At 73.3% G+C, this 22,852-nt stretch carries 22 protein-coding genes; 9 read left to right on the forward strand and 13 right to left on the reverse strand.

All coding sequences use genetic code 11. The features are described 5' to 3' along the window. Nucleotides 1-115: 115 nt before the first annotated feature. Nucleotides 116-2,356: a glycogen debranching protein GlgX gene (gene glgX / locus AB0E62_RS32300; RefSeq protein WP_362201863.1), complete on the reverse strand. Its 2,241-nt coding sequence runs from the start codon at nucleotides 2,354-2,356 to the stop codon at nucleotides 116-118. Between the two features lie 163 nt (nucleotides 2,357-2,519). On the opposite strand from glgX, the gene AB0E62_RS32305 reads away from it, so the two are divergent. The 4 genes from AB0E62_RS32305 (at nucleotide 2,520) to AB0E62_RS32320 (ending at nucleotide 6,854) form a co-directional block, all read left to right on the forward strand. Next, nucleotides 2,520-3,743 (forward strand): Ig-like domain-containing protein, encoded by a 1,224-nt coding sequence (locus AB0E62_RS32305; RefSeq protein WP_362201866.1) that lies wholly within the window; start codon nucleotides 2,520-2,522, stop codon nucleotides 3,741-3,743. Between the two features lie 176 nt (nucleotides 3,744-3,919). Continuing rightward, on the forward strand, nucleotides 3,920-5,143 hold the full coding sequence (locus tag AB0E62_RS32310; RefSeq protein ID WP_362201869.1) for an Ig-like domain-containing protein: 1,224 nt from the start codon (nucleotides 3,920-3,922) through the stop codon (nucleotides 5,141-5,143). Nucleotides 5,144-5,239: 96 nt separating this feature from the next. Next, nucleotides 5,240-6,007 (forward strand): enoyl-CoA hydratase/isomerase family protein, encoded by a 768-nt coding sequence (locus AB0E62_RS32315; RefSeq protein ID WP_362201872.1) that lies wholly within the window; start codon nucleotides 5,240-5,242, stop codon nucleotides 6,005-6,007. A gap of 352 nt (nucleotides 6,008-6,359) precedes the next feature. Beyond that, nucleotides 6,360-6,854 (forward strand): ATP-binding protein, encoded by a 495-nt coding sequence (locus AB0E62_RS32320; RefSeq protein WP_362201875.1) that lies wholly within the window; start codon nucleotides 6,360-6,362, stop codon nucleotides 6,852-6,854. A gap of 23 nt (nucleotides 6,855-6,877) precedes the next feature. On the opposite strand, the gene AB0E62_RS32325 is transcribed toward AB0E62_RS32320, so the two are convergent. Next, a complete protein-coding gene (locus tag AB0E62_RS32325) occupies nucleotides 6,878-7,519 on the reverse strand; it encodes a GNAT family N-acetyltransferase (protein ID WP_362201878.1) in 642 nt (213 codons plus the stop codon). 52 nt (nucleotides 7,520-7,571) lie between these two features. Here AB0E62_RS32325 and AB0E62_RS32330 point away from each other — a divergent pair, with 52 nt between their 5' ends. Continuing rightward, nucleotides 7,572-8,483, forward strand: a complete 912-nt coding sequence (locus tag AB0E62_RS32330) for a MerR family transcriptional regulator (protein WP_362201881.1) — start codon at nucleotides 7,572-7,574, stop codon at nucleotides 8,481-8,483. A 59-nt stretch (nucleotides 8,484-8,542) separates the two neighbouring features. Beyond that, nucleotides 8,543-8,755: an EF-hand domain-containing protein gene (locus tag AB0E62_RS32335; RefSeq protein ID WP_362202044.1), complete on the forward strand. Its 213-nt coding sequence runs from the start codon at nucleotides 8,543-8,545 to the stop codon at nucleotides 8,753-8,755. Between the two features lie 57 nt (nucleotides 8,756-8,812). Here the strand turns inward: AB0E62_RS32335 and AB0E62_RS32340 are convergent, their stop codons facing one another. Beyond that, nucleotides 8,813-9,601: an ATP-binding cassette domain-containing protein gene (locus AB0E62_RS32340; RefSeq protein WP_362201884.1), complete on the reverse strand. Its 789-nt coding sequence runs from the start codon at nucleotides 9,599-9,601 to the stop codon at nucleotides 8,813-8,815. Next, on the reverse strand, nucleotides 9,598-11,283 hold the full coding sequence (locus AB0E62_RS32345) for a 2-isopropylmalate synthase (protein WP_362201887.1): 1,686 nt from the start codon (nucleotides 11,281-11,283) through the stop codon (nucleotides 9,598-9,600). The genes AB0E62_RS32340 and AB0E62_RS32345 overlap by 4 nt, the downstream gene beginning before the upstream one ends. Nucleotides 11,284-11,489: 206 nt before the next feature. On the opposite strand from AB0E62_RS32345, the gene AB0E62_RS32350 reads away from it, so the two are divergent. After that, nucleotides 11,490-12,194 carry an FCD domain-containing protein gene (locus tag AB0E62_RS32350; RefSeq protein ID WP_362202047.1) on the forward strand — a complete coding sequence of 235 codons (705 nt, stop codon included), beginning with the start codon at nucleotides 11,490-11,492 and terminating at the stop codon, nucleotides 12,192-12,194. 91 nt (nucleotides 12,195-12,285) lie between these two features. Here the strand turns inward: AB0E62_RS32350 and AB0E62_RS32355 are convergent, their stop codons facing one another. Next, complete coding sequence (locus AB0E62_RS32355) at nucleotides 12,286-13,209, reverse strand: AraC family transcriptional regulator (protein WP_362201890.1); 924 nt, start codon at nucleotides 13,207-13,209, stop codon at nucleotides 12,286-12,288. Nucleotides 13,210-13,313: 104 nt separating this feature from the next. Here AB0E62_RS32355 and AB0E62_RS32360 point away from each other — a divergent pair, with 104 nt between their 5' ends. Together AB0E62_RS32360 and AB0E62_RS32365 are read left to right on the forward strand one after the other, a co-directional pair. Continuing rightward, a complete protein-coding gene (locus tag AB0E62_RS32360) occupies nucleotides 13,314-14,306 on the forward strand; it encodes a zinc-dependent alcohol dehydrogenase family protein (protein WP_362201893.1) in 993 nt (330 codons plus the stop codon). Nucleotides 14,307-14,421: 115 nt separating this feature from the next. Continuing rightward, nucleotides 14,422-15,084 carry an NAD(P)-binding domain-containing protein gene (locus tag AB0E62_RS32365; protein WP_362201896.1) on the forward strand — a complete coding sequence of 221 codons (663 nt, stop codon included), beginning with the start codon at nucleotides 14,422-14,424 and terminating at the stop codon, nucleotides 15,082-15,084. A 17-nt stretch (nucleotides 15,085-15,101) separates the two neighbouring features. On the opposite strand, the gene AB0E62_RS32370 is transcribed toward AB0E62_RS32365, so the two are convergent. From AB0E62_RS32370 to gcvT, 8 genes are all read right to left on the reverse strand, one after another. After that, on the reverse strand, nucleotides 15,102-15,656 hold the full coding sequence (locus AB0E62_RS32370; protein ID WP_362201899.1) for a glycoside hydrolase family 25 protein: 555 nt from the start codon (nucleotides 15,654-15,656) through the stop codon (nucleotides 15,102-15,104). A gap of 37 nt (nucleotides 15,657-15,693) precedes the next feature. After that, complete coding sequence (locus AB0E62_RS32375) at nucleotides 15,694-16,725, reverse strand: Ca2+-dependent phosphoinositide-specific phospholipase C (RefSeq protein WP_362201902.1); 1,032 nt, start codon at nucleotides 16,723-16,725, stop codon at nucleotides 15,694-15,696. 53 nt (nucleotides 16,726-16,778) lie between these two features. Further along, nucleotides 16,779-17,927, reverse strand: coding sequence for a hypothetical protein (locus tag AB0E62_RS32380; RefSeq protein ID WP_362201906.1), 1,149 nt, complete (start codon nucleotides 17,925-17,927; stop codon nucleotides 16,779-16,781). After that, on the reverse strand, nucleotides 17,914-18,321 hold the full coding sequence (locus tag AB0E62_RS32385) for a hypothetical protein (RefSeq protein ID WP_189756669.1): 408 nt from the start codon (nucleotides 18,319-18,321) through the stop codon (nucleotides 17,914-17,916). The genes AB0E62_RS32380 and AB0E62_RS32385 overlap by 14 nt, the downstream gene beginning before the upstream one ends. Before the next feature lie 70 nt (nucleotides 18,322-18,391). Then, entirely contained in the window at nucleotides 18,392-19,759 is a 1,368-nt protein-coding gene (locus AB0E62_RS32390) for an L-serine ammonia-lyase (protein WP_362201909.1), read from the reverse strand. 103 nt (nucleotides 19,760-19,862) lie between these two features. Continuing rightward, nucleotides 19,863-21,128 carry a serine hydroxymethyltransferase gene (glyA, locus tag AB0E62_RS32395; RefSeq protein ID WP_362201912.1) on the reverse strand — a complete coding sequence of 422 codons (1,266 nt, stop codon included), beginning with the start codon at nucleotides 21,126-21,128 and terminating at the stop codon, nucleotides 19,863-19,865. Between the two features lie 14 nt (nucleotides 21,129-21,142). Further along, nucleotides 21,143-21,520 carry a glycine cleavage system protein GcvH gene (gene gcvH, locus AB0E62_RS32400; protein WP_362201915.1) on the reverse strand — a complete coding sequence of 126 codons (378 nt, stop codon included), beginning with the start codon at nucleotides 21,518-21,520 and terminating at the stop codon, nucleotides 21,143-21,145. A gap of 137 nt (nucleotides 21,521-21,657) precedes the next feature. After that, nucleotides 21,658-22,776: a glycine cleavage system aminomethyltransferase GcvT gene (gene gcvT, locus AB0E62_RS32405; RefSeq protein WP_362201918.1), complete on the reverse strand. Its 1,119-nt coding sequence runs from the start codon at nucleotides 22,774-22,776 to the stop codon at nucleotides 21,658-21,660. Nucleotides 22,777-22,852 lie beyond the last annotated feature (76 nt).

Here is a 22,852-nt window from a genome sequence, read left to right on the forward strand (position 1 = left end):
GGGTGCGGCGAGCCGGGCCGGGATGCCCCGCGCGCCCCACCAGGAGAGGGAGCCGTCCGCCGGGGCGTTGCGCCCGGCACCTGAGATCCGCGTCACGGAGCGCCCTGACGCGGGCTCAGGCCACGCGCAGCAGCAGCACCGTCCGCCCCGGCACCGTGATCCGGGTGCCCGCCCGGTGCACCGCGCCCGGCGCCTCGTCCTGCTCCTCGGCACAGGTGTCCACGACCACCTCGTACCGTTCCGCCCACGGCGGCCCCGGCAGCACGACATCGGCCGGCCGCTCGCCCGCGTGCAGCACCGCGAGGAAGCTGTCGTCCACCACCGGCGCGCCCCGCTCGTCCCGGCCCGGGATGTCCCGCCCGGACAGGTACATGCCGAGCGTGGCGGCGGGTGCGTACCAGTCGCCCTCGGTCATCTCCGCGCCCCGCGCGGTGAACCAGGCCAGGTCCCGCAGCCCGTCCGGGGTCTGGGCGCGACCGGAGAAGAAGGCCCGCCGGCGCAGCACCGGGTGCCGGTGGCGCAGCGCGATCAGCCGGGCGGTCAGGTCGTACAGGGCCCGCCAGCCGGGCTCCTCCAGCAGCGACCAGTCCACCCAGCCGATCTCGTTGTCCTGGCAGTAGGCGTTGTTGTTGCCGCGCTGGGTGCGGCCGAACTCGTCGCCCGCGACCAGCATGGGCACACCGGTGGACAGCAGCAGGGTGGTGAGCAGGTTGCGCAGCTGCCGGCGGCGCAGCGCCCGGATGCCCTCGTCGCCGGTCTCGCCCTCCGCCCCGCAGTTCCAGGACCGGTTGTCGTCGGTGCCGTCCCGGTTGCCCTCGCCGTTGGCCTCGTTGTGCTTGCGCTCGTACGACACCAGGTCGCGCAGGGTGAAGCCGTCGTGCGCGGTGACGAAGTTGACCGAGGCGTAGGGGCGCCGGCCGCCCCACGCGTACAGGTCGCTGGAGCCGGACAGCCGGTAGCCCATCTCCCGCACGTCGGGCAGGGCGCCCCGCCAGAAGTCCCGCACCGCGTCGCGGTACCGGTCGTTCCACTCGGTCCACAGCGGCGGGAAGGCGCCCACCTGGTACCCGCCGGAGCCGATGTCCCACGGCTCGGCGATCAGCTTCACCCGGCGCAGCACCGGGTCCTGGGCGATCACCGCCAGGAACGGCGAGAGCATGTCGACGTCGTGCATCGAGCGGGCCAGCGCCGCCGCGAGGTCGAAGCGGAAGCCGTCCACGCCCATCTCGGTCACCCAGTAGCGCAGCGAGTCGGTGATCAGCCGCAGCACCTGGGGCCGTACCACGTGCAGGGTGTTGCCGCAGCCGGTGTAGTCGGCGTAGCGGCGGGCGTCGTCCTGGAGCCGGTAGTAGCCGCCGTTGTCGATGCCCTTCAAGGAGAGTGTCGGGCCCAGCTCGCCCGCCTCCGCGGTGTGGTTGTAGACCACGTCGAGGATGACCTCGATGCCGGCCGCGTGCAGCGCGCGCACCATCCGCTTGAACTCGCCGACCTGCTGCCCGGCCGTGCCGGAGGCCGCGTACCCGGCGTGCGGGGCGAAGTAGCCGATGGAGTTGTAGCCCCAGTAGTTCGTCAGGCCCCGGCGCAGCAGGTGGTCCTCGTGCGCGAACTGGTGCACGGGCAGCAGCTCCACGGCCGTGACGCCCAGTTTCACCAGGTGCTCGATCGCGGCCGGGTGCGCGAGCCCCGCGTAGGTGCCGCGCAGCTCCTCGGGGATGCCCGGGTGCCGCGCGGTGAAGCCGCGCACGTGCAGTTCGTAGATCACCGAGTCGGCCCACGGCGTCTTGGGGCGGCGGTCGTCGGACCAGTCGTCGTCATCGTGGACGACGACCCCCTTCGGGACGTACGGCGCCGAGTCCCGCTCGTCGCGCACCGTGTCGGCCACCGACTGGTCCGGCCAGTCCCGTACGTGCCCGTACACCTCCGGCGGCAGCGCGAACTCGCCGTCCACCGCCCGCGCGTACGGATCGAGCAGCAGCTTGGCCGGGTTCCAGCGGGCGCCGGTCCACGGGTCCCAGCGGCCGTCGACCCGGTAGCCGTACCGCTGCCCGGGCAGCACCCCCGGCACGAAGCCGTGCCATATCTCGTGCGTCAGCTCGGTCAGCGGAATCCGGGTCTCCCGGCCGGCCTCGTCGAACAGGCACACCCGGACCGCCTCCGCGCCGGCCGCCCACAGCGCGAAGTTGGTGCCGGTGACCCCGTCCGGGCCGGTCCGGAACCGGGCGCCCAGTGGGGTCGGCGCACCCGGCCACACGGTGGGGGCGGGCGGTACAGGCCGCCGGGCGCCGCTCACCGCCGCCGGTTGCCCCGTCCCGGCCGGCTCCCCGGCCGGCGCCCGCTGCTCGGCTGCGCTCGTCACTGTCGGCCCCTCTTCCCGGCGGCTCGTCCGTGGCTCCGACGCGGGCGCCGGGGGGTCCGCACGCGCACCCGGCTCCCCAGCGTGGTCGTCCTTCCCTCTGTTCTGCCCAGCCGGTGGCTCGCACTCACGTTTCCCCGGGGCGTGCCCGGTCGTTGAGACCCGTGTGAGGCACGCAACTGGACGCGCACGGCGCGCGGGGGCCGCGCTGGCCGCCGTACTGACATGGGCGGGGCTGCTCGCGGGCTGCTCCGCGGACGGCCCGGGACCGCTGGGCACGGGCGGGACGCGGGGGGACGCCCCGGCCCCCGAGGACGTCATCCGGGTGACCCCCGACGACGGGAGCAGGGCCGTACGGCCGGACGGGCGACTGCGGATCCGGCTGCCCGGCGGACGCCTGGAGAAGGTGGCCGTCGTCAAGGAGCAGGACGCCCGCGTCGCGCCGGTCCCCGGGCGGATCAGCGCCGACGGGCTGAGCTGGCGCCCCGACGAGGAAAGGCTCGCGCTCGCCGCCCGCTACACCGTCGACGTGGTCGCGCGGGACGGCCGGGGCCGCCGCTCGGCCCGGCACACCACCTTCACCACCGCCGTCCCCGACGAGCGGTTCATCGCCTACGTCACCCCGGAGAACCGCTCCACCGTGGGCACCGGCATGATCGTCTCGCTCTCCTTCAGCCGGGAGATCACCGACCGGGCCGCCGTCGAACGCGCCGTCCGGGTCACCGCCCGGCCGCCGGTCGAGATCCGCCCGCACTGGTTCGGCAAGGACCGCCTGGACTTCCGCCCGGAGCGGTACTGGAAGCCCGGCACCGAGGTCACCGTCGACCTGCGCCTGCGGGACGTGGAGGGCGCGCGGGGCCGGTACGGCCTCCAGGACAAGACGGTCTCCTTCACCGTCGGCCGCGGCCAGGTCTCCGTGGTCGACGCGGCCCGGCACATGATGGAGGTGCGGCGCGACGGAGCCCTGCTGGCCACCGTCCCCATCACCGCGGGCGCCCCCAAACACCCCACCTACAACGGCAAGATGGTGGTGATGGACATGCTGGAGGTCACCCGCATGAACAGCCGCACGGTCGGCCTCGGCGGCGAGTACGACATCCCCGACGTCCCGCATGCCATGAAGCTCACCGACTCCGGCACCTTCCTGCACGGCAACTACTGGGCCCTGGACGCCCCCGGGGAGGCCAATGTCAGCCACGGCTGCGTCGGTCTCAGGGACGTCAAGGGCGGCGGCTCGGACACCCCGGCGGGCTGGTTCTTCGACCGCAGCCTCGTCGGCGACGTCATCGAGGTCGTCCACAGCAAGGACCGGACGGTCGCCCCGGACAACGGCCTGGGCGGCTGGAACATGAGCTGGAAGGAGTGGACGGCGGGCGGCGCGGTGAAGTGACGGCCGCGTGAGAGGGGGGCCTCGCGGCCGGAGTGCAGGTCGCGGAGGGATTTGCGACGGAACGGTGACGTTCACCCCGCGCCCGGCGCGCATCCAGGCAGCTAATATGCGCGCACAAAAGTGGTGGGGAGCGGGCCGGGTCATGCCTGGTCCGGCGAGGGGAGAACAACTTGAACATGCGGCCTGTACCGGGGGCGTCGACGCGGGGGCGGCGGGGCCGTGGGGGACTGGCACTCATAGCCGGGGCCCTGGTGCTGTCGCTCGCCGCGTGCGGCGGGTCAGAAGGCTCCGGGGCCGGTTCCGGCGAGGGGAAGGGCAAGGGGGACGGGAAGGACGCGCAGTCCACGGCCGCGGTCAGCATCGCGCCCAAGGCCGGTGCCACCGGCGTGGACACCAGCGGCGCCCTCAAGGTCAGCGTCGCCCAGGGCAAGCTGACCGAGGTCACCGTCAAGGACGAGAAGGGCACCGAGGTCAAGGGCGCCCTCGGCGCGGGCGGCGCGTCCTGGGCGCCCTCGGCCCATCTGGCCGCCGGCACGAAGTACACGGTGCACGCGGTCGCCGAGGACTCCGCGGGCCGCCGGGCCGCCGAGGACTCCAGTTTCACCACGCTGACGCCGAAGAACACCTTCGTGGGCTACTTCACCCCCGAGGACGGCTCGACCGTCGGCGTCGGCATGCCCTTCTCCATACGCTTCACCCGGGGCATCACCCACCCCGAGGACGTCGAGAAGGCCATCCGGATCAGGACCGAGCCCGCCGTGGACGTCGAGGGCCACTGGTTCGGCAACGACCGCCTGGACTTCCGCCCCGAGAAGTACTGGAAGCCCGGCACCAAGGTCACCGTCGACCTCGACCTGGACGGCGTCCAGGGCCGCGACGGCGTCTACGGCAAGCAGCGCAAGACCGTGAAGTTCACCATCGGCCGCAACCAGGTCTCCATCGTGGACGCGGCCAAGCACACGATGAAGGTCACCCAGGACGGCAAGGTCGTCAAGACCCTCCCCGTCACCACCGGCAAGCCCGGCTACGACACCTGGAACGGCCAGATGGTCATGAGCGAGAAGCTCACCGTCACCCGCATGAACGGCGAGACCGTCGGCTACGGCGGCGAGTACGACATCAAGGACGTCCCGCACGCCATCCGCCTGACCACCTCCGGCACCTTCCTGCACGGCAACTACTGGGGCGGCGGCGCCTTCGGCAACTACAACGCCAGCCACGGCTGCGTGGGCCTGCGCGACGTGCGCGGCGGCTACGACAGCTCCGTCCCGGCGGCCTGGTTCTTCAACCACTCGATCATCGGCGACGTGGTGGTCGTCAAGAACTCCCACGACCGCACGGTGGCCCCGGACAACGGCCTCAACGGCTGGAACATGTCCTGGGCGGAATGGAAGAAGTGAGCCTCCGCCCACGCGCGTCCCGCTGACGTGACGGGCCCGGTGCTGTGACCCACGGCACCGGGCCCGTCCGCGTTAGTCCCCGTTAACCTGAGCCCCATGACCGTCACTCTCGAAGTCGCCGAAGGCGTCGGCACCCTGCGGCTGGACCGGCCGCCGATGAACGCGCTGGACATCGCCACCCAGGACCGGCTGAAGGAACTGGCCGAGGAGGCCGGCCGCCGGGACGACGTACGCGCCGTGATCATCTACGGCGGCGAGCGGGTGTTCGCGGCGGGCGCGGACATCAAGGAGATGCAGAACATGGACCACGCCGGGATGGTCCGGCGCGCCCGTGCCCTGCAGGACGCCTTCACCGCCGTCGCCCGCATCCCCAAGCCCGTCGTCGCCGCCGTCACCGGCTACGCGCTCGGCGGCGGCTGCGAACTGGCCCTGTGCGCCGACTACCGCATCGCCGCCGACAACGCCAAGCTCGGCCAGCCCGAGATCCTGCTCGGGCTGATCCCGGGCGCCGGCGGCACCCAGCGGCTGCCCCGGCTGATCGGCCCCTCCCGGGCCAAGGATCTCGTCTTCACGGGCCGTCAGGTGAAGGCCGACGAGGCCCTGGCGATCGGCCTGGTGGACCGGGTCGTCCCGGCCGCCGAGGTGTACGAGCAGGCGCACGCCTGGGCCGCACGGCTCGCCAAGGGCCCGGCGATCGCCCTGCGCGCGGCCAAGGAGGCGGTCGACACCGGCCTGGAGACCGACATCGACACCGGGCTCGCCGTGGAACGGAACTGGTTCGCGGGCCTGTTCGCCACCGAGGACCGCGAGCGGGGCATGCGCAGCTTCGTCGAGGAGGGGCCCGGCAAGGCGAAGTTCGTCTGACGGGTCGGTGAACGGCCGGTGGGGCGGGCGTGTCGCTCCACCGGCCCCGGCGTCTTCGCCGGCTCGCGCCGCCGTGCCGGCGGGCCGGGCGGCCGCCCATTGACGCGTTGTCCGGTTCCCGAGTCCCCCGTTGGGGCGGTTTGTGGGAGCCTGGGGGCAGCCCTGGAACCGTGCCGCCGAGGGAGTCCGACGCTTGCCGGGAAGTGAGCCGTCGCCGCAGGTCAGCGGGGCCCTGCCGGAGATTCTCATGCCCTCGGCATATGCCCCCGGACAGGGCCGGATCGAGGATGCCCGGGCGGGGTATTCCTCCGGAACGCCCCCCAAGACGGCTCCGGACGGCCATCATGGGGGCATGGCGGGGCTGGAGGGCAACGAACAGCCGCGGGGACACAGCCGTGCAGCCGCGGCACGCTGGTCGCCCGCGGTCGCGGACGGACAAGTGCTCGACCTGTTCGGCGACCCGACGGAGGCGGAGGTCCCGCTGCCGTCCCGCCCGGAGTCCGCGGCCAGCGCCCGCCGGATCGCCCAGGCCGTCGTCCTCGACCGCTGGCGGCTCAGCGCCCGGCTGACCGAGGACGCCGTGCTGCTGGTGTCGGAACTCGTCGGCAACGCCGTACGCCACACCGGCGCCCGCGTCTTCGGGCTGCGCATGCGGCGCCGCCCCGGCTGGATCCGGGTGGAGGTCCGCGACCCCTCGCGCGGCCTGCCCTGTCTGATGCCGGTCCAGGAGACGGACGTCAGCGGACGCGGACTGTTCCTCGTGGACAAGCTGTCCGACCGGTGGGGCGTGGACCTGCTGCCGCGCGGCAAGACCACGTGGTTCGAGATGCGCGTCGCCGACCGGTAGCCGGCACCGGGCCGCGCCCCCGGTCATACCGGTGGTGTCCGCCGCAGCAGCAGTTCCGCGCCCACCGGCCGGTACCCGGCTGCCTGGAAGGCCCGCAGGCTGCGGGCGTTCCCCGGGGAGACCTGCGCCCACAGCGGCTCCCCGGCGAGCTGCCGGGCGGCGGTCACCAGCAGCCGCCCGAGCCCCCGCCGCCGGGCACCCTCGTCCACCTCGACCGACACCTCCAGCCGCCCGGCCACTCCGCGCCCCAGCACCAGCACCCCACCGTCGGCGGCCCAGGCCCGCACCCCGTCCCGGCGCCGGCGGGCATAGGCGATCCGGGGGTGCCCGGGGTCCTCGATCTCCCGCAGCGCGCACGCCGGTCCGCCCGGCAGCGGCGTGCCCACCAGCACCGCGTCGATCGTCTCGGCGGTGCGCCCGGTGCGGTCCAGCAGGGCGGTCAGGAAGCGCGGGTGCAGCGACGCGGCCAGCGGGTCGCAGTCCGCCGCGCGCAGGGTCTCCCGCACCCACGCCGGGTCCTCGTCGGTGAACACGACCGTGTGCGCGGTGAAGGACAGCACCCCCGCGTCCCGTGGCGAGGGCTGCGGCAGCACCGTCGTACCCCCGTCGGCCGGCGGGAAGACGCCCGCCGCCGCCGCGTCGAGGATGTCCCGCAAGGTCTCCAAAGCCGCGTCCCCCCTTGAGTCTCCACCTGCTGGAAGGCCCAGACTCCCAGACATGAACGACGACGGCACCAGGCTGTTCACCATCGGCGAGCTGGCCAGGGCCACCGGGCTGACCGTGCGCACCATCCGCTACTGGTCCGACGAGGGCGTGCTCACCCCGGTGACCCGCTCGTCCGGCGGCTACCGGCTCTACGACGCCGCGAGCACGGCCCGGCTGGAACTGATCCGCACCCTGCGCGAACTCGGGCTCGGCCTGGACGACGTGCGCACCGTGTTGGCCGGTGAGCGGACCGTGGCCCAGGTCGCGGCCGCGCACATGGCGGCCCTGGACGCACGGATCCGGTCGCTGAAGGTGACCCGCGCGGTGCTGTCGGCCGTGGCCCGACGGGGCGCCGAGGCAGAGGAGACGACACTCGTGAACAAGCTCGCGCGGCTGTCCGCCGCCGAACGGCAGCGGATCATGGAGGAGTTCGTGGCGGAGACGCTGCACGGACTGGACACCGTGGACCCCGACGTCCGGGAACGGATCCGGGGCACCGCCGTCCACTTGGCGCAGGATCCCACGCCCGAGGAGGTCGACGCCTGGGTGGAGCTGGCAGAGATGCTCCAGGACCCGGCGTTCCGGGCGCAGATGCGCCGGGCGGTCGAGTTCAACGCGGCCGGCGGGCGGCCCGGCGAGCCGCGCGGGCGGTCCCTGTGGTTCGCCAGGCGGCTCGTGGACCTGGTCGCGCCGGCCCGTGAGCGCGGCACCGACCCCCACGGCCCCGGCGCGGACGAGGTGCTGGACGACCTGTTCGGCGACGCCGACCGGACCGAGGTGCTGGAGCGCATGACGGCCGGCTTCGACGAGCGCGTCGCCCGCTACCGGGAACTGCTCGCCGTGGTGAACCGGCAGCCCGCCCCGCCGCACGCCGAGGACTTCGCCTGGGTGGTCGCCGCACTCCGCGCTCGTGCGGGCCGTTAATCTGACCAGCGGCAGTACGCCAGTACGGCATGAGAAACACGAGCAAAAGGGGCGGATCGGTGGCGGACATCGAGGAAGCACGCAAGCAGTTCCAGCGGTTGGACGCGGACGGTGACGGGTTCATCACCGCCGCGGAGTTCAAGTCCGCCCTGGCGCAGCAGGGTGACTGGAACGTCACCGACACGGTCGCGGAGGCCATCATCAAGTCCCGCGACCTCAACGGCGACAAGGTCCTGTCGTTCGACGAGTTCTGGGCCTACCTGAACAAGTGACCCCAGGCGGCAGGGGGTGCCCGTCCGAGCGGACCAGGCACCCCCTTCGTCACACCGTCACCGCCCGCGCCGGATCCCGACGCTCCAGCGGCCCTCGTGCCGCTGGAGCGTCAGCGGCAGCCCGAAGCACGCGCCGACCCGGTCGCCGGTGAGCACCGAGCCGACCGGACCCGAGGCCAGCACCCGCCCTGCGCGCAGCAGCACGGCGTGCGTGGTACCGGCGGGCAACTCCTCCAGATGATGGGTGACCAGCACCGTCGCCAGCTCCGGGCGCTCCGCCCGCAGCTTGTCCAGGGCCTCGATCAGCAGCTCCCGGCCGGGCAGGTCCAGGCCCGTCGCCGGCTCGTCCAGGAGCAGCAGCCGCGGCTCGGGCATCAGCGCCCGCGCGATCAGCGTCCGGGCGCGCTGCCCCTGCGACAGCGTCGGCCAGCGGGCGTCCCGCAGCGCGTCCAGCCCCAGCGTGGCCAGCAGCGCCCCGGCCCGCTCCCGCTGCTCCGGAGTGGGCCGCCACCTCGGGACCGGCTCCACGGAGTTCGTCGCGCCGGTGAGCACCACGTCCCGTACCCGCAGCGGCGAGGTCAGCGGGTGGCGCGGGTCGACGTGCCCGACCAGCGCCCGCAGCTGCCGCAGATCCACCCGGCCCAGCCGGTGACCGAGCACCTCCACCGTGCCCCGGGTCGGATGCACCACCGCGCCGAGCAGCCCGAGCAGCGTGGACTTGCCCGCTCCGTTGGCGCCGAGCAGCGCCCAGTGCTCACCGGTGCGCACGGTCAGCGACACCTCCTGGAGCAGGGGCCGCCCGTCCCGGACGACATGGACGTCCGTGGCGCGCAGTACCTCGCTCATCGCACCGCCCGGTTCACGGCGGACAGCACCGCCCGCACCGTGGCCGACGGGCCCGTGCCCGCGCCCCAGGCGGTGACCCCGGCGACGCGGCACTTGGCGAAGGCCGCCGTGGTGTCCTGCGCGAAGTCCAGGATCTCCACCGTCACGCCGGCACCGGCCAGCGCGTCGGCGAACGCGGTCGCCACACCGGCGCCCGTGCCCTCGTGGTCGCCGACCCGGTCGCTGGTCTCCAGCGTGCCCACGAAGCGGTGGACGCCGGGCGCCTCCTCGTACGCGGACCAGGCGTGCAGCCGTACCGGGCCCTCCGTCAGATAGGCCGCGCGGAACAGCTCGTGCAGCTCCTTCGGCGTGGCCTCCCGCCCGCTGTCGTCCGTCGCCTCCTGCACGATCCGCGCGAACTCCGGCCGCATGTCCGGCGGCAGGTCGATGCCCGCGTACCGGTTCAGCAGGTACGCCACGCCGCCCTTGCCGGACTGGGAGTTGACACGGATCACCGCCTCGTAGGACCGCCCGAGGTCGGCCGGGTCGACCGGCAGGTACGGCACCTCCCAGGGCGCCTCCCGCTCGCTCAGCCCCGCCTCGGCCGCCCGCCGGGCATGGTGCGCGAGCCCCTTGCTGATCGCGTCCTGGTGGGTGCCGGAGAACGCGGTGTGGACCAGCTCGCCGGCGTACGGGTGCCGGGGGTGCACGGGCAGCCGGTTGCAGTGCTCCACCGTCTCCCGTACGGCGTCGATGTCGCCGAAGTCGACCATCGGGTCGACACCCTGGGCGTAGAGGTTGAGGGCGAGGGTCACCAGGTCGACGTTGCCGGTGCGCTCGCCGTTGCCGAAGAGGCAGCCCTCCACCCGCTGCGCCCCGGCCAGCACGGCGAGTTCGGCGCAGGCCACGCCCGTACCGCGGTCGTTGTGCGGGTGGACGGAGAGGATGACGGACTCCCGCCGGGACAGGTGGCGGTGGAGGTACTCGATCTGGTCGGCGTAGACGTTCGGGGTGGCGATCTCCACCGTGGCCGGCAGGTTGTGGATCACCGGCCGGTCCGGGCTCGCGTCCCACAGCTCCGTGAGGCCGTCGCACAGTTCCAGCACGAAGTCGGGCTCGGTGAGGTTGAAGGTCTCGGGGGAGAACTGGAAGCGGACACCGGGCGTGTCACCGGCCCGCCGGGCCATGTGCCCGGCCGCCTCCCGCACGGTCCGCCACACCTCGGCCCGGCCCCGCCCGAGCACCACGTCCCGCCACACCGGCGAGGTCGCGATGTACAGGTGGACGACGGCCCGGGGCAGCCCTGCGATCGCGTCGAAGGTCCGGTCGATCAGGTCGGTCCGGGCGGGCGTGAACACCACGGGCGTCACATCGTCCGGTACGGCCCCGTCGTCCACGAGGTGCCGTACGAAGTCGAAGTCCGTGCGGCTCGCGGAGGGGTAGCCGATCTCGATCTCCTTGAAGCCGGTCGCCACCAGCAGATCGAAGAAGCGGCGCTTGCGGGGCGTGTCCATCGGTTCGGCGAGCGCCTGGTTGCCGTCGCGCAGGTCGACGGGGACCCACAGCGGGGCGCGCTCGATGCGGGCGGAGGGCCAGCCGCGGTCGCCCGAGGGGACGTGCACGCGGTCCTGGTAGGGGCGGTAGCGGTGGTACGGCATGCGGCTGGGCCGCTGCGGGTTCCAGACGGGTGGGGCGGTGGTCATCGTCGGCTGTGGCCTTCGGCTCGGTCGGACGGTGACCGGCAGCACGGAGCCCCGCGGCGGGGCGCCGGTCGCGTCAGACCCCGCCGCGGCAGCCGAGAAGAAGCAGACCGCGGAACATGCGGGGTACGCTAGCGACTCCTCAGCTCCTCAGACAAGTGAGAATCGGTGGGCAATCCCCTCATCCCCCGGACAAGTTGGTGACGTCGATGCCGCTCGGTGCCCTCCGCCCCAGCCCGCTGGTCGAACAGGCCGCGCAGCGCCTCCGCGAGCAGATCGCCGCCGGACAGTGGCCGGTCGGCGACAAGCTGCCCGGCGAGACCACCCTGGCCCGGGAACTGGGGGTGGGCCGCTCCACGGTCCGCGAGGCCCTGCGCGCCCTCGCCGGCGCGGGGCTGGTGAGGCCCCGGCACGGCGCCGGGGTCTTCGTCACCGCCACCGAGCCCGCCGAGGACTGGCCCGCCCGGCTGCGCCGGGCCGCGGTCACCGACGTCTACGAGGTCCGCATGGGCGTCGAGGTCCAGGCCGCCCGGCTCGCCGCCCGCCGCCGCACCCCGGAGGACGTCGCCGCGCTGCGGGCCGCGCTGGAGGGCCGCCGCGCGGCCGTCACGGCCGACGACGCGGCCTTCGTGGAGGCCGACATCGCCCTGCACGCGGCCGTGGTCACCGCCGCCCACAACCCGGTCCTGTCCGACCTGTTCACCGAGTTCGTCCCCGTCCTGCGCGAGGGCCTGATCGCCGTCCTGGACCTCACCCGCCTGCGCGAGCTCGACCCCGGCACCGGGGACCACACCCACACGGGCCTGGTCGAAGCCGTCATCGCCGCCGACCCGGAGACGGCGGCGGCCGTCTGCCAGGCCGAACTGGAGTCGACGCTCGGCCTGTTGCGGGCGGGCGGCGAGGAGGCGCCGTAACCGGCGCGAGGCGCCCCGCGGCAGCGCCGGACCGCCGCCGGGGCCGCCCACCGTCCCGCGTCCTCGGCGCGCCCAGGGGTCACCCCGGGGCTCATCCCGCCGCGGCCGTCCTGCGGTAGCGGCCCGGGGGCACCCCGAACTCTCGCTTGAACGCCTTGGCGAAGGCGAACTCCGAGGTGTAGCCGGTGCGTTCGGCGATCTCCCGGAGGGACAGGCCGTCATCGCGCAGCAGCCGGTCCGCCGTGGTCATCCGCCACCAGGTCAGGTACGTCAGCGGCGGCTCGCCCACCAGCTCCGTGAACCGGCGGGCGAACGCCGCCCGGGACAGCCCGCCCGCCAGGCCCAGCCGGGCCACCGTCCAGGGGCGGGCCGGGTCGGCGTGGATCGCGCGCAGCGCCGCCGCGACCGCCGGGTCGGCCAGCGCCGCCGCCCAGCCCCGGGCCCGGCCCGCCGCGTACTCGCTCTCCCACCAGGCCCGCAGGATGTACAGCAGCAGGGTGTCCAGCAGTGAGGTGACGATCGCGTCGGTGCCCGGGCGCTGCTCCTCCAGCTCCATCCCGAGCAGTTCCACCGCCGCCCGCAGCGAGCGGTGGCCGCCTACCCGGGCGGGCAGGTGCACCACCTCGGGCAGCTCCGCCAGCAGCCGGTGCGAGCGGTCCCGGTCCAGCCGGTACGTCCCGCACAGGGTGATGGTGTCCGGGCAGCCCTCGCCGGCCGGCTCGGGCGGCCCGTCCCAGGTGCCGTCGGGCAGCATCCGCGCGTCCCGCAGGGGCACGTCGAGGCCGCTCGCCAGCCCGTGCCCCTGCCCGTGCGCGAGGAAGACGACATCGCCCGGCGCGAGCGCCACCGGCTCGGCGTCCCGGGGGAGCAGCCAGGCCGTGCCGCGCAGGACCACGTGGAACCCGGCCTCGTCGGAGTCGCCCCATCTCAGGCCCCAGGGCGCGTACTTGTAGCGGCGCGCGGAGTGCGGCCGGCCGGTGCGCATGGCGGCGACGACATCGCTCAGCACGTCCATGCGGCGACCCTAGCCGGAGGGGTCCGCCCGGGGAAGACGATCGGACAGAAAACCAAGACCGAGGGACATGGAACGTCTCACAGGGGCGCCGTAGCGTCGACGGCATGTCAACTACCGCACGCACAGTGCTGTTTCACGAGACCGGCGGCCCCGACGTCTTCACCGTCGAGGAGACCGTCCTGCCCGCGCCCGGCCCGGACGAGGTCCTGGTGCGGGTCGAGGCGCTGGGCCTCAACCGCGCCGAGGCGATGCTCCGCACCGGTACCTACTTCTACCAGCCGACGCTGCCCGGCTCCCGCAACGGCTACGAGGCGGCCGGCGAGGTGACGGCGGCCGGCTCGGAGGTGACCGCCTTCGCGCCGGGCGACGCCGTGCTGTCGGCGGCCAACTTCCACCTCAGCACCCACGGGGTGTACGGCGATCACGTGCTGCTGCCGCAGTCCGCGCTGGTGCCCCGCCCGGCCGGCGTCGACGCGGTCACCGCCGCCGCCGTCTGGCTCACCTACACCACGGCCTACGGCGCCCTGGTCGAGCGGGGCCGGCTCACGGCCGGCCACCGGGTGCTGATCACCGGGGCGTCCAGCGGGGTCGGCACCGCCGCGATCCAGGTGGCCCGGCGGGCCGGGGCGGTGCCGATCGCCACCACCCGCACCGAGGCCAAGCGGCAGGCGCTGCTCGACCTCGGCGCCGAGCACGTCATCGTCACCGGGCGCGAGGAGGTGGCCGAGGAGACCCGGCGGCTGACCGGCGGCCGGGGCGCCGACATCGTCCTGGACGCGATCGGCGGGCCCCACCTGCGGGAACTCGGCGCGGCGGCGGCCGAGGACGCCCTGCTCATCAGTTACGGCTGGCTGTCCGACCGTCCCGCGGAACTCCCCCTGCAGTGGCCGCTGACCGTCCACGGCTACAGCAACCTCGTCCTCACGGGCACCCCGGAAGGCCGCGACCGCGCCCTCCACTACCTCGCCTCGGGCCTGGCCGACGGCACCCTCCGCCCGGTGATCGGCGAGGTCTTCGACGGCCTGGACCGCATGGCGGACGCCCACCGGCTGATGGAGTCCAACACCCACACGGGCAAGATCGTCGTACGGGTCTGAGGACGCCCGCGGCCGTCGCCCCCCGGTGGTACGGCGGCCGGAATACGCCGGCGGCCGGCGCGGTTGACCCGGACGACAGGCGCATGCACGTGCATGAACATCCGGAAGGTCGGCCATGAAGATCGGCATCATCGGCGCGGGAAACATCGGCGGCAACCTCACCCGACGGCTCACCGCCCTCGGTCACGACGTCTCCGTCGCCAACTCCCGCGGCCCCGAGACACTGAAGGACCTCGCGGCCGAGACCGGCGCCACCCCGGTGCGCGCCGAGGACGCGGCCGAGGGCGCCGAGGTCGTCGTCGTCACCGTTCCCCTGAAGGCCGTCCCGGACCTGCCCGCCGGACTGCTGGACGGGGCCGCCGAGGGCGTCGCGGTGATCGACACCAACAACTACTACCCCAAGCAGCGGGACGGCCGGATCGACGCCATCGAGGACGGGGGACTGACCGAGAGCCGCTGGGTCGAGCAGCACCTCGGCCACCCCGTGATCAAGGCGTTCAACGGCACCTACGCCCAGGACATCCTGGACCGCCCGCTGCCCGCCGGCCACCCCGACCGGATGGCGCTGCCCGTCGCCGGGGACGACGAGGCCGCCAAGGCGAAGGTGCGCGCCCTGATCGACGAACTCGGCTTCGACACGGTCGACACCGGCGGCATCGACGACTCCTGGCGCCAGCAGCCGGACACCCCGGTCTACGGCCTGCGGGCCGGCGCGGACGCGGTACGGGCAGCGCTGGCCCAGGCGTCCCCGCAGCGCCCGGCGGACTTCCGGTACTGAGGAGCCCGGCGCCGTTCCTAGGGCGTGGCCCAGTCGCGCAGGTCGTCCTTGTCCGCGAAATGGGCCACGTTCTTGTCGTGGGGCTCGCTGGTGTACTGGTGGAACCGCCACTTGGCCTTGATCCGGGGCTTGCCCGCGGAGACGTAGTCGGCGATCCACAGGCCGTCCCCGGCGTAGGACGTGGTGTCGATGTTGAGCCAGAAGTGGCGGTTGCAGTAGAGCACCACCCGGTTGTCCGGGCGGGACTCCTTCAGCTTGCGGAGGAAGCGGTCCTTCTCCGCGTTGCTCGCGTGCGTCCCCTCGCCGGTGTTCTCCCAGTCGACGGCGAGGACGTCGCCGGGGCGTTCCGGGGTGTGCCGCAGGAAGTACTCGGCCTGGGCGGTGATGTGGCCCGGCCACAGGAAGTGGTAGAAGCCGACGACCAGGCCCGCGTCACGCCCGCGCTTGGTCTGGGCCGCGAGTCTGGGATTGACGTACGAACGGCCCTCCGTCGCCTTGATGAAGACGAAGGAGAGACCGTCCGTGGCGTAGGAGGGGGACTGGAAGGCGCTGACGTCGATGCCATGGAGCATGCAGGGGTTGTGCCCGGTGCGCCCGTGGCCGGAACCTTCAGCCCCGGGCCGTCACCGAACCGAGAACGGCCGCGGACTTGGCCGACCAGTCCGAAGTGATCAGGCTCGTATGGCCCTTGGCCAACAGGGCCAGTCTTGACGCGACTTCGGCGTCCGTGGGATTGGTGGAGGAGATCGCCGGGGACACGTTGTGGGCGTCCGTGGCGATCAGGATGTAGTGGTTCGCGGAGTAGAACGACGTGTCGTAGCCGGCGGTGACGTAGGTCGCCGCGTCGCCGTCGAAGAACACGAACCAGGGGCGGATCGAGGCGTCGTACCGGCTGGCGCGCGGGTCGCCGCCGGCCGCGCCCAGCACGGCGGGGAAGGCCTGGGCAGCGGAGATGTTCCCGGCTGCGTACAGGTCGCGCAGATGGTCGCCGTACTCCTCGTCCGTCCAGTAGCTGTCGAACGGGTTGGCCTGTTCCACCGTGCCGGGGATCAGGTCGAACAGGAACCTGCCCCGCAGCGAGTCCCGGGCCGGCCAGGCGTCGGCCCGCGCCGCCGCGTCCAGCGTGGCGTACCGGCCGCCGAGCAGATCCGCCGGTTTGTAGACCGCGCTGCCCAGCTTCTGCGCGACGAGCGTGTCGAACTCGTCCGGTCCCATGCCCGCCTTGTCGTTGAAGCCGGCCTTCATCTCCACCTTGACGACGATCGGCGGATGGTCGGGGTGGAGCTGGTTCCAGGCGGCCATGTTGTCCAGACAGCTGCCGAGGTCCTGGTTACGGCTCTTGCCGTACAGCTCGCTCGGCGTCCTGGCGGCCTCGCAGTTGTTGTCGTTGCCCAGCGGATTGCTGTGGCTGACCCGCCAGCGGTGGCTGATGCTGTCGACGTAGACGTCCAGCTCCAGCAGTGCGGCGCCGGAGTCCAACGCCTGGGCGAAGTAGGGGTACTTGTCCTTCTCGTACGCGTTGTGCGTACCGATGGCCGTCGTTTCGGAGAACTTCGGCGACGCCGCGTGGGCGTCCACCGGCGCCACCGCCAGCACCGCGGCGGCTCCCGTGAGCACCGCCAGTCGTCTGAAACCGCGCATTCCCGAACTCCCTTTCACTGACGCCGAGTTGACGGCAGCGTAGGGCTGGTCGGTTACCGCGCGGTAGCCCCTGGCGGAACATCAGCCTCCGTACCGGACGAGCGCCACCACAGGCTCGCCGTCCCGTCGGCCCCCACGGTGGCCACCAGCCGGGCGTCCGGGCTGAAGGCGAGCGCGGTGACCCGCTCGGCCCCGTTGCCCAGCGGACGTCCCAGCGGGCGCGGCCGGGCCCGGTCGGTCACGTCCCACAGCCGCACGGTCCGCGTCGCGTCCACGGTGGCCAGCAGCCGGGCGTCGGGGCTGAAGGCGAGCGCGGTCGCCCGCTCCCCGGGGCCGCCGAAGGCGGGCCCCGCGGCCTCGGGACGGCGCGGGTCCGACACGTCCCACAGCCGCACCGCCCCCTCGGTGCCGGCGACGGCGAGGGTACGGCCGTCGGCGGAGAACTGGGCGGCCGCGACCCCCTGGTGCAGCCGGCTCAGGGGGGTCAGCCGCAGCGGCCGCCCCGCGTCCGGGCGCAGCTCCGCCAGCCGGGCGGACCCGGCCGAGCCCGCGCCGGCGAACACGACCCGGTCCCCGGCCGCCGCCACCGCCTTCACCTCCATCGGGGCACCCTCCACGGACCACCGGGCCGCCCCCGAGCCGACCGCGAGCGCGCGTACGTCCGCCCCCCCGGCCGCCACCAGCGTGCGGCCGTCGGGACTCGTCGTGACGGCCGTCACCCGGCGCACGCCCGCCGGGACGGGGACCCGCTCGGGACGCCCGGGATCCGCCACGTCCCAGGTGCTGGCCGAGGACCGGGTGACCGTCACCAGCAGCCGGCCGTCCGGGGTGAACGCCAGCGCCTCGGCCCGCCCGCGCGGACCGAGCCGGCCGGCGGCGGTCAGGCTCCAGTGCTCCGGGCCGGGCGTCCGGGCCCGCTCCGGCACGACCCCCTGCCAGGGACCCGGCAGCACCGCGGCGGCCGTCAGACACGTCAGGGCGACCAGCCAGGTGGTGAGCAGCCCCGGCAGCCACCGCCCCCGGAACGCCGGCCGGTACCGCGGCCGCGTCCGCGCCGGGGCCGCGGGCAGCGGCACCGGGCGGGTCCCCAGGGCGGCGGCCAGCCGCGTGCCGGGGCCCGCGTGCCGCACCGGCGGAAGATCGGCAGGGCGGACGGCCAGCGCCAGCACCAGACGGCCGAGCGCGCTGTCAGCTCGCAGCACTGGACCCCCTCGGCTGCGACAGCGCCTCCTCGGCATCCGCGCCGGCCTGCCGGGCGGTGGGCAGCGGGGGCTCGGGCTGCTGGCCCGCGCCCGCGCCGGTGATCGGGATCGCCTGGAAGAACTTCGCGACGACCAGCGGGGTGGTCACCCCCACGGCGAACGCGGCGGTCGCGTTCGGCAGCTGACCGGAGTTCCCCAGCGCCGCGGTGAGCCCGAACCCCGCGAACAGCCGCAGCCCGATGGCCACGAGCATCACCGGCCGGTCGGCACGGGTGCGCCAGGGCCAGCGCCAGCGGCTGCGCGGACCCGTCGGACGCATCAGCGCCGAGAGGTTGAGTGCTTCGGCCACACTGCTGCCGAGCAGCCCCCACAGCGCGGGGTACAGGTCGATCACGCCCTCGATCGTAGCGCTGAGTGAGGCAAATAAAGCTATTTGTGACGGTGTGGCCGGAAATCGTACCGGTTCAGCACTCGATGATGTTCACCGCCAGCCCGCCCCGGGCCGTCTCCTTGTACTTCACGCTCATGTCCGCGCCGGTGTCCTTCATGGTCTTGATGACCTTGTCCAGGGACACCTTGTGGGAGCCGTCGCCGCGCATCGCCATCTTCGCGGCCGTGACCGCCTTCACCGCGGCCATGCCGTTGCGCTCGATGCACGGGATCTGGACCAGGCCGCCGACCGGGTCGCAGGTCAGGCCCAGGTTGTGCTCCATGCCGATCTCGGCCGCGTTCTCCACCTGCTCGGGGGAGCCGCCGAGCACCTCGGCGAGCGCGCCCGCGGCCATCGAGCACGCGGAGCCCACCTCGCCCTGGCAGCCGACCTCGGCGCCGGAGATGGAGGCGTTCTCCTTGAACAGCATGCCGATCGCGCCGGCGGCGAGCAGGAACCGGACCACGCCGTCCTCGTCGGCGCCCGGCACGAAGTCGATGTAGTAGTGCAGCACCGCCGGGATGATGCCGGCCGCGCCGTTCGTGGGGGCCGTCACCACCCGGCCGCCGGCCGCGTTCTCCTCGTTCACCGCCATGGCGTAGAGCGTGATCCACTCCATCGCGTGCGCCAGCGGGTCGCCCTCGGCGCGCAGCTGGCGGGCCGAGACGGCCGCGCGGCGGCGCACCTTCAGTCCGCCGGGCAGGATGCCCTCCCGGGACATGCCGCGCTGGACGCACTCGCGCATCACCCGCCAGATCTCCAGCAGGCCCGCGCGGATCTCCTCCTCGGTGCGCCAGGCCCGCTCGTTCTCCAGCATCAGCGAGGAGATCGACAGGCCCGTCTCCTTCGTCAGGCGCAGCAGCTCGTCGCCGGTGCGGAACGGGTACTTCAGGACCGTGTCGTCCAGCACGATCCGGTCTGCGCCCACCGCGTCCTCGTCCACCACGAAGCCGCCGCCGACCGAGTAGTAGGTCTTCGTCAGCAGCTCGGCGCCCGAGTCGTCGTACGCCCACAGGGTCATCCCGTTCGCGTGGTACGGCAGCGCCTTGCGGCGGTGCAGCACCAGGTCGTCGTCGCAGGAGAACGGGATCTCGTGCGTGCCGAGGAGGGAGATCCGCCCGGCCTGCCGGATCCGCTCCACCCGCTCGTCGGCCGCCTCCACGTCCACCGTGCGCGGCGAGGCGCCCTCCAGGCCCAGCAGCACCGCCTTCGGGGTGCCGTGGCCGTGACCGGTCGCGCCGAGGGAGCCGTACAGCTCGCAGCGCAGGGACGCGACCCGGTCGAGCAGACCCTCGTTGCGCAGCCTGCGGGCGAACATGCGCGCCGCGCGCATCGGGCCGACCGTGTGGGAGCTGGACGGGCCGATGCCGATCGAGAACAGGTCGAAGACCGAGATGGCCACGGGGGACTCCTCAAGACAGGGTGGTGCAAAAAGGGCGGTACAGGGGCGCGGGCACCGCGCACACCGGTACTCCCAGTGTGCGCGGTGCCCCGCGAAAGGTGACTTACTTGCTCAGACCCGGGTACAGCGGGTGCTTGTCGGCGAGCGCCTTCACCCGTGCCTTGAGCGCCTCGGCGTCGTAGGACGGCTTCAGCGTCTCGGCGATCACGTCGGCGACCTCGGCGAAGTCCTCGGCCGTGAAGCCGCGGGTGGCCAGCGCCGGGGTGCCGATGCGCAGACCCGAGGTGACCATCGGGGGGCGCGGGTCGTTCGGGACGGCGTTGCGGTTGACCGTGATGCCGACCTCGTGCAGCCGGTCCTCGGCCTGCTGTCCGTCCAGCTCGCTCTCGCGCAGGTCCACCAGGATCAGGTGCACGTCCGTGCCGCCGGACAGCACGTTCACCCCGGCCTCGCGCGCGTCGGCCGCGGTCAGCCGCTCGGCGAGGATGCGGGCGCCCTCCACCGTACGGCGCTGGCGCTCCTTGAAGTCCTCGCCCGCCGCGACCTTGAAGGACACGGCCTTGGCCGCGATCACGTGCTCCAGCGGACCGCCCTGGAAGCCCGGGAAGACGGAGGAGTTCAGCTTCTTCGCGAAGTCCTTCTTCGCGAGGATGATGCCGCCGCGCGGGCCGCCGAGCGTCTTGTGGGTGGTGGAGGTCACCACGTCGGCGTACTCCACCGGGTTCGGGTGCAGACCCGCGGCGACCAGGCCGGCGAAGTGCGCCATGTCGACCCACAGGTACGCGCCGCTCTCGTCGGCGATCCGGCGGAACTCGGCGAAGTCCAGCTGCCGGGGGTACGCCGACCAGCCCGCGATGATCACCTTGGGGCGGTGCTCCTTGGCGAGCCGCTCCACCTCGGCCATGTCGACCAGGCCGGTCTCGGCGTCCACGTGGTAGGCGACCACGTCGAACTGCTTGCCGGAGAAGTTCAGCCGCATGCCGTGGGTCAGGTGGCCGCCGTGCGCCAGGTCCAGGCCGAGGATGGTGTCCCCGGGCTGGGCCAGCGCGAACAGGGCCGCCTGGTTCGCGGAGGCGCCGGAGTGGGGCTGCACATTGGCGTACTCGGCGCCGAACAGCTCCTTGACCCGGTCGATGGCGATCTGCTCGGCCACGTCGACGTGCTCGCAGCCGCCGTAGTAGCGGCGGCCCGGGTAGCCCTCGGCGTACTTGTTGGTGAGGACCGAGCCCTGCGCCTCCATGACCGCGAGCGGCGCGAAGTTCTCGGAGGCGATCATCTCCAGCGTCGACTGCTGGCGGCTCAGCTCGGCGTCGACCGCGGCGGCGATCTCCGGGTCCAGCTCGTGCAGGGGCGTGTTCAGGACAGTCATGGGACTACGACTCCTCAGCCGGCGGTGAAGGCGGTGTACTCGTCCGCGGAGAGCAGCTCGGCCGGCTCCTCGGTGACGCGTACCTTGAACAGCCAGCCGCCCTCGAAGGGGGCCGAGTTCACCAGCGACGGGTCGTTGACGACGTCCTCGTTGACCTCGGTGACCTCACCGGTGACCGGCGAGTACAGGTCGGAGACCGACTTCGTCGACTCCAGCTCGCCGCAGGACTCGCCCGCGGACACCGTGGAGCCGACCTCGGGGAGCTCGACGAAGACGACATCGCCGAGCGCGTTGGCCGCGTGCTCCGTGATGCCGACCGTCGAGACGCCGTCCTCGGCGTCCGACAGCCACTCGTGCTCCTTGCTGTAGCGCAGCTGCTGGGGGTTGCTCATGGCCTGAATTCTCCTGTACGCGCGGGAGTGATGGTGACGGGGGGACGTGGGAAACCGCTGGTGAGCGGGCGAATGTGCGCAGGGTCACGGACCGCCGCGGGACCGGGGACCGGGACCCGCGGGCGTGCGCCCGGCGGCTACTTCTGGCGCTTGTAGAACGGCAGCGCCACGACCTGGTGCGGCTCGTGGGCGCCCCGGATGTCCACGCCGACGCCCTCGGTGCCCGGCGCCGCGTGCGCCGCGTCGACGTAGGCCATGGCGATCGGCTTGCCCAGGGTGGGGGAGGGGGCGCCGGAGGTGACCTCGCCGATCACCTCGCCGCCGGCCACCACGGCGTACCCGGCGCGCGGCACCCGGCGGCCCTCGGCGACCAGCCCGACCAGCACCCGGGGCGGGTTCTGCTCCGCCCGGGCGGCGGCCTCGGCCAGCGCCGCGCGGCCCACGAAGTCGCCCTCCTTCTCGAACTTGACCACGCGGCCCAGCCCGGCGTCGAAGGGGGTCAGGGAGGTGGACAGCTCGTGCCCGTACAGCGGCATGCCCGCCTCCAGGCGCAGCGTGTCCCGGCAGGACAGCCCGCACGGGACCAGACCGACGCCCTCGCCCGCCTCGGACAGCGCCTGCCAGAGGGCGACGGCGTGCTCCGGCTTCACGAACAGCTCGAAGCCGTCCTCGCCGGTGTAGCCGGTGCGGGCGATCAGCGCCGGGACGCCGGCCACCGTGCCGGGCAGGCCGGCGTAGTACTTCAGGCCGTCCAGGTCGGCGTCGGTCAGGGACTTCAGGATGCCGGGGGACTCGGGGCCCTGCACCGCGATCAGCGCGTAGGCGTCCCGGTCGTCACGGACCTCGGCGGCGAAGCCGGCCGCGCGCTCGGTGAGCGCGTCCAGCACCACCTGGGCGTTGGAGGCGTTGGCCACGACCATGTACTCGGTCTCGGCCAGCCGGTAGACGATCAGGTCGTCCAGGATGCCGCCGTCGGCCCGGCAGATCATGGTGTAGCGGGCGCGGCCGACGCCGACGGAGGCGATGTTGCCGACCAGGGCGAAGTTCAGGAAGGCGGCGGCCTCGGCGCCGGTCACGGTGATCTCGCCCATGTGGGACAGGTCGAACAGACCGGCCCGGGTGCGCACGGCGGTGTGCTCGTCGCGCTCGGAGCCGTAGCGCAGGGGCATGTCCCAGCCGGCGAAGTCGGTCATCGTCGCGCCCAGCGAGCGGTGCACGGCGTCGAGCGCGGTATGACGGAGTTCGGTACTGCTCATCGGTCGGTCGTCTCCCAGGGCAAAGGACGGGCGAGGAACGTTCCTCCCCATCTGTCATCGGGACCTGAGAGGTTCG

Source organism: Streptomyces sp. NPDC038707 (assembly GCF_040636485.1).
In the GTDB taxonomy this organism is placed as follows: domain Bacteria; phylum Actinomycetota; class Actinomycetes; order Streptomycetales; family Streptomycetaceae; genus Streptomyces.